We start from the raw sequence: 13323 nt of genomic DNA on the forward strand, positions 1-13323 counted from the left end.
GCGCTGCTCGCATCGCTCTCAAATAATCAACCCAATCCTTTGTAATAAAAGGGCTTGAATGCGGAGACAGGAGAAAGTGGGGAATACGTGGGAAATGCACATCAATTAGACGAGTGATCCATTGGCGGACCGACAGACAGCAATTACCGCGCCATTATGAACAAAGTTGAACGTTACGCAGCGACTAACGGTGCACCGCTGGTCACTCTGATCGGATCCTCAGATTCATGCCGGTACTTTCGGGCACAACCATGTCTACCGGGCTGTTTACAGGCCCTTTTCGATGCGCGCCATCAATCCTGCCCTAAACTTTAGTTATTACCGGTTACCGGTAATAACAGGTTTCAAACCCGCAACGATAAGGAGAGCATCATGTCTGAGCACTTCAAAAACCTCCGGGGCGATACCCCCTTTGGTGCTGCCAGCCCGGAAGGCAAACGTGAACTGGCCGTCGCGGCGGCTTTGACCTTGATCCAGTCCAAGGTGCTGAATTCAGCCAGCTCCGGTCAGTTACAGACAGAGATGAATAACCTGAGCAAGTACGCCGATCAGATTCAGGCGGCACTTGAAGTCGAGTGAAGGAGCCAGACAAATCGCAGACAAAAAAAAGCCCGCCTTTCGGCGAGCCCCGGACCAACCCTTGACCGGCTCTCAATGGCGGCTGGACAAGTATTCGCGGCGCATATCAAGCGCCCAGCCATCGAGCACCAGCTTGAAATCATCCAGCGTCATGACCTGAGAATCATTTTCCAGCGCCAGCCCTGTCCCCTTGCGCACCACTTGCGCGACCACCTGCTGGTCAGCGGCATCGATCACGGCGATCTCGGTGCTGATTTCACTGTCCTGATCACGCATCCCGACCGCCGTGCTGACCCCAGCGGCGAGCAGGGTCACGGGCAAATACTCATAAAACCGCAGGCCCTGGGTACTAGCCGAGAGCGAGACTATGGCCGGCCTGACAATCAGCGTGCCAGGGCCCGGGGCCGCGACAACCGTCATGACCTTGCCCAGTTCGCGCTTGAGCGCAGCATCGTAATAACCGGTTACGGCCGACAGCGTGGACTGTGGCCCCCGCCCGGTCGGTAGCACCCACGGGTAAAACTGGCTTGGCTGGATATAGACGCCGGTGTAATGGCTGATATCCAGATCAGGGCTTACCCAGGACAGTACGGCCTGCCCGGAAGGCAACTGCTTTTGCGCCAACTGGCTGTAATCGGACAGATAGCCCGAAAACTCTTCGGGCGGGATGGTCTTGCTGGCACAGGCCGCAAGCAAAATGGACAAGGCAGCCAGCAGCGGCAGCGAAAGACTGGTTCGCATGAAGCAGGAATTCCCGGGACGATGTTTTACAGGAGGGTTCTCATCAGCCCCGGGTGCCAGAACGAGCGCGGCGGGACTAATTGCGCACAGCTTGCCTGAACGCAATTGCTGGCAGATGTCCGGTTTGTTTCCGCGAAGCAGGGATATTGCAGAGGTGAAACAAATGGCGGGAATTGATTGAGCCAGCAGTTAATAACCTAAAGCGCAGCGTGGATGACACGCTGCGCAGTTAAAGCACCAGAGGATCAGTCGTCCCTGTCATCACGATCGCGATTGCGGTCATAACGGCGATCATTGTCGCGACGATCGTAGCCGCGGTCATAACCCCGATCATCATGCCCGCGATCGTATCCACGGCCCGAGTCGTAACCTCGATCGTGACCATGCCGCCCCCCGTCGTACCAGACAGGCGCGCAGCCGCCCAGCAGAAAAGCGCCTGAGACGGCCAGGATCAATAGGGTTGTGCGCTTCATTTGAGCGTCCTGAAAGAAAAGGTCATAAATATGACAATAAAAACGACCAATGATTCCTCGACACCCGCGGCTGCTCCCGCCCTCGCAAAGACTGCGTACTGGGGCACACGCCCTACCTGACCCAACCACTTTCGCCTGCCTGGTGTTGGTTAATTGGGGAGCAGAATGACAACCGACGGTCAATAAATCTGCAAAAAGCAGTGCAAGTTGACCTGATCAAGCTTCAATTACAGGTATAGAACCGCACCGAACAACCAGCGCCAACGACAGCCTGTCGCTAACTGCCCGATCCCTCACGGGAGGTCGCATCGGAGTGTGATCCGGGGCTGCCGGCCAGCGCACAAGCGCAGCTGACAAGCATCAGGCAGATCGCACTCCGATGCGGACAGATAACCGGCTCCAGGAGAACCGGGGGCGCATTGAACGCCTTCAGAGCAGACGCGCCCTGGATAAAAGCGTTTCAGTGATCAGCGCCACAGCCTGCGCCTTAGAAGTCAAGGCCGTGTCGATGCTGAATGGAGCAGTGCCCCACGCCTCATATTCATGATCGAGAACAGACTGCCAGGTTGGGGGCGTCAGCCCGGGAATATCGACCTCCCTGGTTTCCACCCGACGCTGGTGCTCGCGCCTGTCAGAACAGATCACCTGAATGTTGACCAAGGGCACATCAGCGCGCTGAGCAATATCACTCCATGCCTGTCGGCTTTCATCGACCGGGTTTACACAGTCGACTATAACCGTGTGGCCAAAACGAAGATTGCTCAGAGCAAGCTCATTGGCGACCATGTAACCGCTCTTGCCCACCTCTTTTGCAAGAACGCCGGCGTTTCGAATCGCCTGTTCGATGGTATCGACCCTTAGGTAGACGGCACCCGTTCTGCCGGCAAGCTCGCTTGCGATAGTCGTTTTTCCGGTGCCTGGAAGGCCGCTGAAGACGATAAGCATTTTATGTCCTTGAATGGGTCTGGTGACTGCCCGTTATACGCAGAAACCGGGCCACTTCAGTCATTACGCAGCAACCAATGGGTTCTTGCACAGAGCAGGCTCGCTCGGTGGCGGAGCGATAGAAGCAGGTAGCTAAAGAACATTGTTAAAAGCCGTACAGACTCGTATTTACTACCACTCAATCATGCAAGTTCTGGCCTCTGGTACACGTAGATAATTTGGGCCGACCTGTTTTCTTTATCAAGAGCGCGGGAGCTAGTTACCCCGACCGCCAGCAAACGACCAATCCTCACTGCCTGTGGTGGTAATTACCACCATGACATCTTCCTCGCTGAGCCCAGTAGCCTCGTTAAGTTTCTCGACCAGAGTGCGGTAGAAATGCTGTTTCGTTTCGACGCTTCGTGAACGGCCAGCGGTGATAGCAATCAACACAAAATCATGACTGCGCGGCCCGCCCAGGTACTCGGGATTGAAAATCAGCTCACCGACATCATGCTGATGGATGACCTGGAAGCGATCTGCGCCAGGCACCTCAAAACTCTCGACCAGAGCGTCATGCACCCCTTGGGATAGCGCCTGCAGATACGCAGCGGACTTTCCGCGATGCAGTGAAATACGTGCAAATGGCATAAATAGTTACCCTTGGCTGGGAGCACGACTGGCTTGCACATCGCTGAGCTGCTTCAGGCCAGAAGCAGCCGTCGGCCAGCCTGAATAGAACGCCAGATGAGTCATGACTTCCTCCAATTCGTCATTACTCAAACCGTTGTCCAGCGCTCGACTCAAATGGAACGGCAGTTGCTCCAGCCGGTACAGCGCCACCAGGGCAGCCACCGTCACCAGGCTGCGCTCACGGGGTGTCAATTGCGTTCGCTTCCACATATCACCAAACAGGGTTTGATCAGTTAAATCGGCAAACTTTTGCGGGAATCTGCCCACGTGCTCTCGCCCGCTATCCTTTAATGTATTCACGACCTTAATCCCCGAATTACCTTGTCAATCGGACAAAACTATCAAGTCGCGGTAATTGCGAATATCAGATTTAATAGGATCAACTGTTCCAAATTTGTGGATTATCCGATGCGCCGTCCAACTTTCGATCTCGATGTATTGCGCACCTTCGTTACCGGCGTTGAGTTCAACAGCTTTGCCAAGGCTGCGGATTGCCTCGATCGATCTACGTCCGCAGTGAGCGCTCAATTGAAGAAACTTGAAGAGCAGATGGGCACCCCGGTGTTGGCCAGATCAGGACGTGGCCTGGTCTTGACACCTGTGGGAGAAATCCTGCTCAGCCACGCCCGCCGGCTACTGGAGCTCAACGACGGGATCTTCTTGAGCCTGCATGAAAGCCAGACGACCGGAACCGTTCGCTTCGGAGTTCAAGAAGATTTTGGGGAGCATTTCCTCAGCGACATCCTGCGACGCTTCGTTCAAGCCTACCCAATGGTGAATCTTGAAGTCAGGATTGCGCGAAACGCTGAATTACTTTCAATGGTAGAAAGCGCCGGCCTGGACTTGGCCCTAACATGGGACACGGAGCGCAATTCGCCGCTTGCGACGAGACTGGGTGAAACGCCGATGCACTGGATCGGGGCTCGTAACACACGACTGTCAACCATGATGGATGACTCACCGCTGCCATTGATCCTGTTTGATGCGCCGTGCGTGTTGCGCAGTGCCGCCACCCAGGCACTGGATGCCGCGAATATCCCCTGGCGAATCGCCCTGACCAGCCCCAGCGTTGCCGGTATATGGGCCGCCGTTGCTGCTGGATTAGGCTTGACGCTAAGAACCCGCATCGGGCTACCGGGCCATCTCGACATCGTTTCAGGCTTGCCCCCTGTACCACACCTTGGTTACATGATTCATAGCTGTACTGAGGCTCCCACACCCGCCACGCGTGAACTCGCAGCATTGATCAAAGCGAGCCTACAAGAGCCGGCATTCAATTTTGAAATTTCGAAATAAATTCTTAGCTTGAATCAAGCAGCCCAGACGTCGAACTAGCGGCTTATCGCGCAGCAAATGGAGTTGCCCCTATGAAAAAACACACCTTGTATGCGCTGTTGGTACTGCTGGCGGGATGCAGTACAGGGCCCTATCTGCATCCAGAATCAGCCGTGGGCCAAAACGCCCTCCTCGAGCGTACCTGCCCCGGGCCAAAGGCGGCGATGAGCTATACACCTCTTTCTGAAGAACTCGACTGGGTTCATGTGCTGGTTTATGCAGCACCGCCGGGTACATCCAGTTGGCCAAGCAACAAGCGCTCAACTGACACGGAACTGCGCCTCTTCGGTCGCCTGTACAAACCGCCTTACCTGCTCAACCTGAACACCCCGGAACAACGCAGCGCGGCGCTCAAACAGACCCCGCCCGTCCTTTGGGTGAGTGCCGCATCGCCCATGGTCACCGTGCAACTGGCTACAGGGCAGTCTTATCAGGTCAGCGTTGAACAGCTGGAAACCGGTTTTGATCCGAGGAAAATCTTCCACGCGGGCTTCAAGGGAACACCCTTGGGCAAAGGGGATATGGATGACTTCACCGTAACCTTTCCGGATATTTTCGTGAACGGTGAGAAAGTCCCGATGGCACCTGTCCACTTCAAGAAGCGCGAAGAACGCTACGCACCGGTATTCAACTGCTGAATAACAAATCAAGTAGCGACTCGCTCGCTTTGGGCAAGCGAAGGCCTATGACCACATTCCGGCGAATGAGCGGTCAACCTTTCATGAGACTCGAGCGTTGGCTGCCTGGCTATATGAGCAACAGGGATTTGCTCAGGATGACATTCAGGGCTTGATGGGGCATGCCGATGTGAAAATGACGGCGCATTATCATTCCGGGCATGGGCCGGAGGCAGTGATCTATCACAAGGTCAAAGCCGATCTGAAACTGCTGCCGTTGGTGGTTTGCCCAATGATTGGCCAAACGAGAACAACAAAAAAGGGCCCACCTTTCGGTGAGCCCTTCTAGACCGCCCAGCAGAGCGGATTTTGTTTGGTAGGCGCGATTGGACTCGAACCAACGACCCCCACCATGTCAAGGTGGTGCTCTAACCAACTGAGCTACGTGCCTGCTGTGGGGTCGCATTCTATAGATTTGCGGAGGGGTGTCAACACCTTTTTTGCAGCTAACCCTATGAATAGTCGAATTTTTTATTTTTAACCCGAAAACACTTAGCCGCCAGTGGCTGGCGGGCGGTTTTCAACTCAGGTAGCATCGGCTTCACTCGTAAAAAATATAAAACAGAGGCTGCAGAATGTCGAACACTCCCTATCCCCAGTCCTACTATGCGGCTTCAGCCAATCCAGCCCCTGGGCGCCCTGCCCTGCAGGGCGAGGTGGAGACGGATGTGTGTGTTATCGGCGCCGGTTATACCGGGCTGTCGAGTGCGCTGTTTTTGCTGGAGGCCGGCTTCAAGGTCACGGTCCTGGAAGCAGCGAAGGTGGGGTTCGGTGCTTCCGGACGCAATGGCGGCCAGATCGTTAACAGTTACAGCCGCGATATCGATGTGATCGAACGCACTGTCGGCGCCAAGCAGGCTCAGTTGCTGGGGCAGATGGCCTTTGAAGGCGGCAAGATCATTCGTGAGCGTGTGGCCAAGTATCAGATCCAGTGCGATTTGAAAGACGGCGGCGTGTTTGCCGCCATCACCGCCAAGCAGATGGGCCATCTGGAAGCGCAGAAAAAGCTCTGGGAGCGTTATGGCAATACGTCACTGGAGCTGCTGGATCAGCGCCGGATTCGTGAAGTGGTTGCCTGTGATCAGTATCAGGGCGGGCTGCTGGATATGAGCGGCGGGCATATTCACCCGCTCAATCTGGCGCTGGGCGAAGCCGCTGCCGTGGAGTCGTTGGGCGGCACCATTTATGAGCAGTCCCCCGCTGTTCGCATTGAACGCGGCGCCAATCCTGTGGTGCATACCCCCCAGGGCAAGGTGCGAGCCAAGTTCATTATCGTCGCAGGCAATGCCTATCTGGGCAATCTGGTACCGGAACTGGCTTCCAAGTCCATGCCCTGCGGTACACAGGTAATCACCACCGAGCCCCTGGGTGATGAGCTGGCCAAGACTCTGTTGCCACAGGACTATTGCGTTGAGGACTGTAACTACTTGCTCGACTACTATCGCCTGTCCGGTGACAAGCGTCTGATTTTCGGGGGCGGCGTGGTGTATGGCGCACGGGACCCTGCCAATATCGAGGCGATTATCCGGCCGAAAATGCTCAAGGCTTTCCCGCAGCTCAAGGATGTGAAAATTGACTATGCATGGACGGGCAATTTCCTGCTGACGCTGTCACGCCTGCCTCAGGTCGGTCGTATCGGTGACAACATCTATTACTCACAAGGTTGCAGCGGGCATGGCGTGACCTATACCCATCTGGCTGGCAAGGTGCTGGCTGAAGCCCTGCGCGGGCAGGCAGAGCGTTTTGATGCGTTTGCCGATCTGCCCCACTACCCTTTCCCCGGCGGACAGCTGTTGCGTACACCGCTGACTGCTTTGGGTGCCTGGTATTACAGCTTGCGGGACAAGTTCGGCTTTTAACTCTTGTGGTGGCTATGTGGGAGCGGGCTTGCTCACGATGGCATCACTGCGTTGTGCCAGTCACACCGCGTCGCTTGCATCGCAGGCAAGCCAGCTCCCACAGGGTGATGCCAACGCTTACTTTTGGGACTCCAGAGTCTTGATCGCTGTAGCCCCGGCCTGTTCCTGGCCCGAGCGGGACAGTTCATTGGCAATTTTCAGCCAGCGGGTCTTGTCGACGTTGGCCGGCAACTGGGTTGGCGACAGGATCAGCACGGCCCAGCCGCCAGCATCCTTCCACGCCGACTCGAATTTGCTGAAGTCCATCAACCGCCGACGCTCCATACCTGAACGCAGCAACACCGTGCCTTTGGCGCGGTTGTAACCCACCAGCATCGCGTAGCGCGGCTCGGACCACAGGGTGCCGTCGCTAAATCGCAGCATCACCGGGTAGCCGGCTGCCACTTGAGTCAGCAACGCAGACAGGGATTTGTCCAGCGGGTACACCATCAGCCCGTAACCCGCCGCAAGCTGCTCGATATTAGATTGCAATGAGGCTTCGGCACCCGGTAACTGCAGCGGTTTGACCAAAAGTCCGGGGGTGATGCGGACTCTTTGCTCACTGAGCATGCCCGCCAATATTTGCGGGGCACCCTGGTTGGCATTGCCGCGGAAAAACGGCACGCCATTGAGCTCTACCCGTTCTGGCAAGCGTCGAAACTCAGGGGGTTCGACACTGGCGCAGCCCACCATCGCCAACGCAAACACCCCCATCAGCCACAGCCGCGCCGATTTTGCCCCTGTCACTGCCCGCATATTGCCTCGCCCTTAATAAACGCCAGACCTCAAAGTCCGCCATGACCGTCAATCATAGGGCGCCAATAATGCGAGGTATAGCCTTAAGCCACAGCCCAATGGCTGATATAGAGCGAATCGATTAGCCCTACACGACCTTCGGTCAATAGACTGCAACATCGCACAGGCTAGACTGTCATCTGCTTAGCGTGTGTTTGAGCCCGTAGGGGGCAAAGGAGGCACTGATGAGCCCGATACTCACTATTTTTCTGCTGATCGCCGGTTGGCTGGCCGTTGCTGGCGCCATGCTCTGGGGCCTGATGCGTATTAGCCGCCATCATCACCCGCAGGTGCAGGCAAAACCGCAAGATATCCCTGAAAAACCGGTAGCTGGCGCAGCAAGCGCACATTGAACCCACAAAAAAGCCGTCCACCCCAAAGAGAGTGGACGGCTTTTTAACATCAACCTGCGTTTACTTGATCAGCGCAGCCTGACGCCTTTCCCGGATCTGACGCGCCACAATGTTGAGTGTTTCAACCGTGGCCGAGAACGCCATCGCTGCATACACGTAACCTTTCGGCACATGGGCACCGAACCCTTCAGCGATCAAGGTCATGCCGATCATGATCAGGAAGGCCAGGGCCAGCATCACTACGGTCGGGTTGTCGTTGATGAACTTGGCCAGAGGCTCCGAAGCCAGCAACATCACCATCACCGCCACCACCACTGCAATCACCATGATCGGCAAGTGCTCGGTCATGCCCACCGCCGTAATGATGCTGTCGATGGAAAACACCAGGTCAAGCATGAGGATCTGGCCGATGGCAGCGGCAAAGCCCAAGGTGACTTTCGACGACACGCTGTCGGCTTTTTCTTCCACTTGCGGAGTCATGCTGTGGTGGATTTCGCTGGTGGCCTTCCACACCAGAAACAGACCACCGGCAATCAGGATCATGTCCTTCCACGAGAAGGCCTTGCCCAGCACTTCAAATACCGGCGTGGTCAGTTGCACGATGTAGGCAATGGTACCCAGCAAGCCCAGACGCAGGATCAGTGCCATGCCGATACCAATACGGCGTGCCTTGGTGCGGTATTGCTCAGGCAGTTTGTTGGTCAAAATCGAGATAAAGATCAGGTTATCGATACCCAGCACGATTTCCATCACGATCAACGTGGCTAAAGCGACCCAGGCTGCGGGGCTGGCAGCCAGTTGTAAAAGATATTCCATAGGTGTGTTCGGACTCTGCAGTAAGACCAGTTAAATAGCTTTAGATGAATCTTGCTTTTCTTGCTCAGGCTTTTCTTTTTCAATCAGCCCACCGGTGGCTTCGCTGAGCGCTTGCTCCGCAGCCCTGTGAGTGTCATCAATTGCCTGTTTAGCGGATTCAGCGGTTTTGCTCAGCACCTGTTGCGCGGCTTTTTCAGCCTGGTCGCAACCCGCAATCGTCAGCAAACCTGCCGATAACAGTACGGCTACTGCTGCTTTTTTCATGTTCATGGTCATTTCCCTCTCTAAACCGGCGGCCACCAAAGTGGCTTGCGCATAACGCGGGATTCTAGAGAATCTAACACTTCAGGAAAATTCGTATTTTTAAACGCTATACTTCGGTTTTTACGAAGTGTTGCGACGCTGATGCTTAATTACCGCCAATTGCATTACTTCTGGGTCGTGGCCAAGACCGGCAGCATTGTTCGCGCTTGCGAGCAACTTAACCTCACGCCGCAGACGATCAGCGGGCAAATCAGCCTGCTCGAAGACACCTATGGCCTGCCGTTGTTTCGCCGGGTCGGACGCCAACTGGAGCTGACCGAGACCGGACGCCAGGTGCTGCCTTATGCCGAGCAGATCTTTCAGGTCGGCAGTGAACTGGAAAGCATGCTGCGCATGGCGCCCAAGGAACAACAGATCTTGTTTCGAGTGGGTGTGGCCGACGTGGTGCCCAAGTCGATTGTGTACCGCCTGATTGCTCCGACCATGGAGCTGGATAAACCGATTCGCATCACCTGTCGCGAAGACAAGCTTGACCGGCTACTCGCGGACCTCGCTATTCAGCGTCTTGATTTGGTAATTTCCGACAGCCCTATGCCTTCGCACCTGGATATCAAGGGTTTCAGTCAAAAACTGGGCGAGTGCGGCATCAGTTTTTTTGCTACTGCGACGCTGGCCCAAGACTATGCCGAAAACTTTCCGCATTGCCTGCAAGGCGCGCCGCTACTGATCCCCGGGCCCGAAACCATGCTGCGCAGCCGCTTGTTGCGCTGGCTGGCCGAGCAGCAGATCCAGCCGCGAATCGTGGGGGAATTTGATGACAGCGCGCTGATGCAGGCTTTTGGTCAGTCGGGGATCGGCGTCTTTATCGCACCCAGCGTGATTGCCCAGGAAGTGATGCGTCAGTTTGATGTTGAATTGATCGGCCACACCGAGGCTGTCACCGAATCCTTCTACGCCATTACCGTGGAGCGCAAGATCCGCCACCCCGGCATCGTTGCGATTACCGAGGGGGCACGCCGCGAGTTGTTTACCCCGCGCTAGCACACACTGGCGGCGCCTTGGCAGTCATCAGCACCAGCGCCAGCAGAATCGATACCAGGATAAACCCGGCGGCAGCAAACCCCAGGTTACCCAGGCCATAGCTATCGATTACCCGCCCCCCCACCATCGCACCCAGGCCGATCCCCAGATTGGCCCCGGCAATGTTCAGCGACGCGGCAAATGCCGGGGCATGGGGGGCAACTTTCATCAGCCGCACATGGCTGACCAGAAACATGGCCGCCTGGGTCACCCCCCATATGCCCATGGCCGCCGCCAGGCCCAGGGTTGAGTGAATGCTCGGCACCAGCGCCACCAGGCCGCCGATCATAAAGGCACAAAACACCATCGAGGCGATCAGCGGATGGCGATCCACCATGCGCCCGCCCAACGAGTTGCCGATCAGGCCTACGGCGCCAAAGCCCATCAGGCACCACCCCACCAGCGTGCCGTCAAAGCCTGCCAGGCGCTCAAGAATATCGGCCAGATAGGTGTAGGCCGTAAACATGCCGCTGAACACCAGAACGGACAACACGATATGGCCAATCATCAATGGGCTGCGCAGCAGGGCAAACTGCGAACTCAGGGTGACGCTTTCTTTCACTGCCCGGGTGACAGGTAAATAGATCCACAGCAACAGCGCCTTGGCCAGGGCGACCACCGCCAGAATACCGAAGGCACTGCGCCAGCCCCAAGCATCCGAGATCAGGGTGCCTACAGGAATGCCAAATACCGTCGCACAAACGATGCCGAACCCGATTTTGGCAATCGCCCGCCCGGCGTAATCCGGGCCTACGATATCCACCGCCGTTTCGCTAGCCAGAGCCCAAAACACCGGCAACCCCAATGCCGGCAGCAGCCGCGCAAAAGCCATCACCCAAATGTTCGGCGCCAGCGCCGCCACGGTGTTGGCGAAGGCGAACATCAGCAAAATCGAGATAAACAGGCGCTTGCGCTGAAAACGCGCAAAGTAGGCGGTCAAAAACGGCCCGAGGGCAGCGACCGTAAAGGCGAACAAGGTCACCAGCAAACCGGCCTGGGGCACGCTGACCTCCAAGTCGCGGGCTATCGAAGGCAGCAGGCCGACGATGACAAATTCGGTGGTGAGCACGGTAAAGCCGGCCGCAGACAGCAGCAGGATGGGCAACAGCATGAATAACTCCAGAGACAACGAGGCCAGCGAAAGCCCGAAAGGCCCGCTGATTTGAAGAAAAGTGGGGGATGAGCAATGGTAACAGAATGCTTCACCTTGAAGCGATGTAACCCGAAACAAGTTCAACCACGGATGTGGCAGATTGCCCCTGCGTAGGAAAGCACCTACACGTCTATGATAAAGTTCGTATCCCGCCGACTTGCGTCGATCAGCCTGCCCGTTTGCCGCCGATCGCCCCACAGTTTTTCAATGCGCTACCCAGAACAACTAGAGAAACCTTTATGACTGACGCTCCACCTACCCTGCTGCAAAAGCTCATGCGCACCAGCCTGGTAACCCAGATTGTGATCGGTCTGATTGCAGGTATTTTGCTGGCATGGCTTGCGCCCTCGGCAGCGCTTTCGGTGGCCTTTATCGGCAAGGTGTTCGTCAGCGCCTTGAAAGCCGTTGCGCCGATTCTCGTGTTTGTACTGGTCATGGCCTCGATTGCCAACCACAAGCACGGCCAGGAAACCCATATCCGCCCGATTCTGGTTCTGTACCTGTTCGGCACCTTTGCTGCTGCTGTCGTGGCCGTTATCGCCAGCATGCTGTTCCCGTCGAATCTGGTACTGGCCACCGAGAACATCGCCATTACCGCCCCCGGGGGTATCAGCGAGGTACTGCAAAGCCTGATGTTGAGTGTGGTCGACAACCCGGTCAGCGCACTGATGAATGCCAACTTTATCGGCATCCTGGCGTGGGCCATCGGCATGGGCATTGCCATTCGTCATGCCGGCGACACTACCCGCACCGTACTCAATGACCTGTCCAACGGTGTCACCCTGATCGTGCGCGTAGTTATCCGCTTTGCACCGCTGGGCATTTTCGGCCTGGTGGCTGCCACCCTCGCCTCTTCGGGCTTCGGTGCCCTGCTGGGTTATCTGCACCTGCTCACAGTGTTGATTGGCTGCATGCTGTTTGTGGCGCTGGTGGTCAACCCGCTGATCGTGTTCTGGAAGTTGCGTCGCAACCCGTATCCGCTGGTATTTCTGTGCCTGCGCGAAAGCGGGATTACCGCGTTTTTCACCCGCAGTTCGGCGGCCAACATTCCGGTGAACATGGCGTTGAGCGAGCGTCTGGGCCTGCATGAAGACACCTACTCGGTGTCCATCCCGCTGGGGGCCACCATCAATATGGCGGGCGCGGCGATTACCATCACCGTGTTGAGCCTGGCTGCCGTGCATACACTGGGGATTGCGGTCGATATTCCGACTGCTATTTTGCTGAGTGTGGTTGCAGCCATTTGCGCCTGCGGCGCATCGGGTGTGGCGGGCGGTTCGCTGCTGTTGATTCCGCTGGCGTGCAGCCTGTTCGGCATCCCGAGCGAGATTGCCATGCAGGTGGTGGCCGTGGGCTTCATTATCGGCATCCTGCAGGACTCGGCGGAAACCGCGCTCAACTCCTCCACCGACGTACTCTTTACTGCGGCGGCCTGTATGGCCCAGGAAGACAAGCCCCTGCAACAGGGCTGAGGCCATGTGGGCGGGCAAGCCTGCGATGCTTACAACTCGGTCTGTCTAAATAACCGGGGCGCTACCATCG

General features: G+C 56.6%; 17 protein-coding genes and 1 tRNA gene. 8 read left to right on the top strand and 10 right to left on the bottom strand.

Going from position 1 to position 13323, the window contains the following annotated elements:
* Positions 1-372 precede the first annotated feature (372 nt).
* Positions 373-579 carry a hypothetical protein gene (locus EQV96_RS04295; protein WP_095024252.1) on the top strand — a complete coding sequence of 69 codons (207 nt, stop codon included), beginning with the start codon at positions 373-375 and terminating at the stop codon, positions 577-579.
* 72 nt (positions 580-651) lie between these two features.
* On the opposite strand, the gene EQV96_RS04300 is transcribed toward EQV96_RS04295, so the two are convergent.
* From EQV96_RS04300 to EQV96_RS04320, 5 genes are all read right to left on the bottom strand, one after another.
* Positions 652-1320: a DUF3313 domain-containing protein gene (locus tag EQV96_RS04300; RefSeq protein WP_240881434.1), complete on the bottom strand. Its 669-nt coding sequence runs from the start codon at positions 1318-1320 to the stop codon at positions 652-654.
* Positions 1321-1565: 245 nt separating this feature from the next.
* On the bottom strand, positions 1566-1793 hold the full coding sequence (locus tag EQV96_RS04305) for a hypothetical protein (protein ID WP_095002317.1): 228 nt from the start codon (positions 1791-1793) through the stop codon (positions 1566-1568).
* Positions 1794-2222: 429 nt separating this feature from the next.
* The gene (locus EQV96_RS04310; protein WP_133144365.1) at positions 2223-2738 is read right to left on the bottom strand and encodes an AAA family ATPase; all 516 of its coding nucleotides are present in this window, start codon (positions 2736-2738) and stop codon (positions 2223-2225) included.
* A gap of 255 nt (positions 2739-2993) precedes the next feature.
* A complete protein-coding gene (locus EQV96_RS04315; RefSeq protein WP_095002315.1) occupies positions 2994-3368 on the bottom strand; it encodes a tautomerase family protein in 375 nt (124 codons plus the stop codon).
* A gap of 6 nt (positions 3369-3374) precedes the next feature.
* On the bottom strand, positions 3375-3710 hold the full coding sequence (locus EQV96_RS04320; protein WP_346769603.1) for a carboxymuconolactone decarboxylase family protein: 336 nt from the start codon (positions 3708-3710) through the stop codon (positions 3375-3377).
* Between the two features lie 108 nt (positions 3711-3818).
* Here EQV96_RS04320 and EQV96_RS04325 point away from each other — a divergent pair, with 108 nt between their 5' ends.
* The 3 genes from EQV96_RS04325 to EQV96_RS04335 all read left to right on the top strand — a co-directional run bounded on the left by EQV96_RS04325 (position 3819) and on the right by EQV96_RS04335 (position 5711).
* Positions 3819-4706 carry a LysR substrate-binding domain-containing protein gene (locus EQV96_RS04325; protein WP_240881435.1) on the top strand — a complete coding sequence of 296 codons (888 nt, stop codon included), beginning with the start codon at positions 3819-3821 and terminating at the stop codon, positions 4704-4706.
* A gap of 71 nt (positions 4707-4777) precedes the next feature.
* Positions 4778-5383: a hypothetical protein gene (locus EQV96_RS04330; RefSeq protein WP_095002312.1), complete on the top strand. Its 606-nt coding sequence runs from the start codon at positions 4778-4780 to the stop codon at positions 5381-5383.
* 55 nt (positions 5384-5438) lie between these two features.
* Positions 5439-5711 carry a tyrosine-type recombinase/integrase gene (locus EQV96_RS04335; protein ID WP_346769608.1) on the top strand — a complete coding sequence of 91 codons (273 nt, stop codon included), beginning with the start codon at positions 5439-5441 and terminating at the stop codon, positions 5709-5711.
* A gap of 25 nt (positions 5712-5736) precedes the next feature.
* Here EQV96_RS04335 and EQV96_RS04340 read toward each other — a convergent pair.
* Positions 5737-5813 (bottom strand) — tRNA-Val (locus EQV96_RS04340).
* A gap of 184 nt (positions 5814-5997) precedes the next feature.
* Here EQV96_RS04340 and EQV96_RS04345 point away from each other — a divergent pair.
* Positions 5998-7281, top strand: a complete 1284-nt coding sequence (locus EQV96_RS04345; protein ID WP_095021186.1) for an FAD-binding oxidoreductase — start codon at positions 5998-6000, stop codon at positions 7279-7281.
* 117 nt (positions 7282-7398) lie between these two features.
* Here the strand turns inward: EQV96_RS04345 and EQV96_RS04350 are convergent, their stop codons facing one another.
* Positions 7399-8076, bottom strand: coding sequence for a hypothetical protein (locus tag EQV96_RS04350; protein WP_095021187.1), 678 nt, complete (start codon positions 8074-8076; stop codon positions 7399-7401).
* A 224-nt stretch (positions 8077-8300) separates the two neighbouring features.
* Between EQV96_RS04350 and EQV96_RS04355 the strand changes: the two genes are divergently transcribed.
* A complete protein-coding gene (locus tag EQV96_RS04355) occupies positions 8301-8468 on the top strand; it encodes a hypothetical protein (protein ID WP_165446485.1) in 168 nt (55 codons plus the stop codon).
* Between the two features lie 60 nt (positions 8469-8528).
* Here EQV96_RS04355 and EQV96_RS04360 read toward each other — a convergent pair whose 3' ends face one another.
* Both EQV96_RS04360 and EQV96_RS04365 read right to left on the bottom strand, forming a co-directional pair.
* Complete coding sequence (locus EQV96_RS04360; protein WP_095002290.1) at positions 8529-9284, bottom strand: TerC family protein; 756 nt, start codon at positions 9282-9284, stop codon at positions 8529-8531.
* 30 nt (positions 9285-9314) lie between these two features.
* Positions 9315-9554 (bottom strand): hypothetical protein, encoded by a 240-nt coding sequence (locus tag EQV96_RS04365; protein ID WP_095039186.1) that lies wholly within the window; start codon positions 9552-9554, stop codon positions 9315-9317.
* Between the two features lie 135 nt (positions 9555-9689).
* Between EQV96_RS04365 and nhaR the strand changes: the two genes are divergently transcribed.
* On the top strand, positions 9690-10589 hold the full coding sequence (nhaR, locus tag EQV96_RS04370; RefSeq protein ID WP_095002289.1) for a transcriptional activator NhaR: 900 nt from the start codon (positions 9690-9692) through the stop codon (positions 10587-10589).
* On the opposite strand, the gene EQV96_RS04375 is transcribed toward nhaR, so the two are convergent.
* Positions 10576-11739, bottom strand: coding sequence for an MFS transporter (locus EQV96_RS04375; protein ID WP_095024555.1), 1164 nt, complete (start codon positions 11737-11739; stop codon positions 10576-10578). The two genes, nhaR and EQV96_RS04375, sit on opposite strands and share 14 nt — an antisense overlap.
* Before the next feature lie 281 nt (positions 11740-12020).
* On the opposite strand from EQV96_RS04375, the gene sstT reads away from it, so the two are divergent.
* Positions 12021-13253: a serine/threonine transporter SstT gene (sstT, locus tag EQV96_RS04380; protein ID WP_095018960.1), complete on the top strand. Its 1233-nt coding sequence runs from the start codon at positions 12021-12023 to the stop codon at positions 13251-13253.
* Positions 13254-13323: the final 70 nt, after the last annotated feature.

This window comes from Pseudomonas sp. TMW22080 (assembly GCF_022496745.1).
In the GTDB taxonomy this organism is placed as follows: Bacteria; Pseudomonadota; Gammaproteobacteria; order Pseudomonadales; family Pseudomonadaceae; genus Aquipseudomonas; species Aquipseudomonas bubulae.

What these genes read in the sequence shown, in the direction of transcription:
- EQV96_RS04295 (WP_095024252.1), top strand. Translation starts at nt 373, where the DNA reads ATGTCTGAGCACTTCAAAAACCTCCGGGGCGATACCCCCTTTGGTGCT.
- EQV96_RS04300 (WP_240881434.1), bottom strand. Translation starts at nt 1,320, where the DNA reads ATGCGAACCAGTCTTTCGCTGCCGCTGCTGGCTGCCTTGTCCATTTTG.
- EQV96_RS04305 (WP_095002317.1), bottom strand. Translation starts at nt 1,793, where the DNA reads ATGAAGCGCACAACCCTATTGATCCTGGCCGTCTCAGGCGCTTTTCTG.
- EQV96_RS04310 (WP_133144365.1), bottom strand. Translation starts at nt 2,738, where the DNA reads ATGCTTATCGTCTTCAGCGGCCTTCCAGGCACCGGAAAAACGACTATC.
- EQV96_RS04315 (WP_095002315.1), bottom strand. Translation starts at nt 3,368, where the DNA reads ATGCCATTTGCACGTATTTCACTGCATCGCGGAAAGTCCGCTGCGTAT.
- EQV96_RS04325 (WP_240881435.1), top strand. Translation starts at nt 3,819, where the DNA reads ATGCGCCGTCCAACTTTCGATCTCGATGTATTGCGCACCTTCGTTACC.
- EQV96_RS04330 (WP_095002312.1), top strand. Translation starts at nt 4,778, where the DNA reads ATGAAAAAACACACCTTGTATGCGCTGTTGGTACTGCTGGCGGGATGC.
- EQV96_RS04345 (WP_095021186.1), top strand. Translation starts at nt 5,998, where the DNA reads ATGTCGAACACTCCCTATCCCCAGTCCTACTATGCGGCTTCAGCCAAT.
- EQV96_RS04350 (WP_095021187.1), bottom strand. Translation starts at nt 8,076, where the DNA reads ATGCGGGCAGTGACAGGGGCAAAATCGGCGCGGCTGTGGCTGATGGGG.
- EQV96_RS04355 (WP_165446485.1), top strand. Translation starts at nt 8,301, where the DNA reads ATGAGCCCGATACTCACTATTTTTCTGCTGATCGCCGGTTGGCTGGCC.
- EQV96_RS04360 (WP_095002290.1), bottom strand. Translation starts at nt 9,284, where the DNA reads ATGGAATATCTTTTACAACTGGCTGCCAGCCCCGCAGCCTGGGTCGCT.
- EQV96_RS04365 (WP_095039186.1), bottom strand. Translation starts at nt 9,554, where the DNA reads ATGAACATGAAAAAAGCAGCAGTAGCCGTACTGTTATCGGCAGGTTTG.
- nhaR (WP_095002289.1), top strand. Translation starts at nt 9,690, where the DNA reads ATGCTTAATTACCGCCAATTGCATTACTTCTGGGTCGTGGCCAAGACC.
- EQV96_RS04375 (WP_095024555.1), bottom strand. Translation starts at nt 11,739, where the DNA reads ATGCTGTTGCCCATCCTGCTGCTGTCTGCGGCCGGCTTTACCGTGCTC.
- sstT (WP_095018960.1), top strand. Translation starts at nt 12,021, where the DNA reads ATGACTGACGCTCCACCTACCCTGCTGCAAAAGCTCATGCGCACCAGC.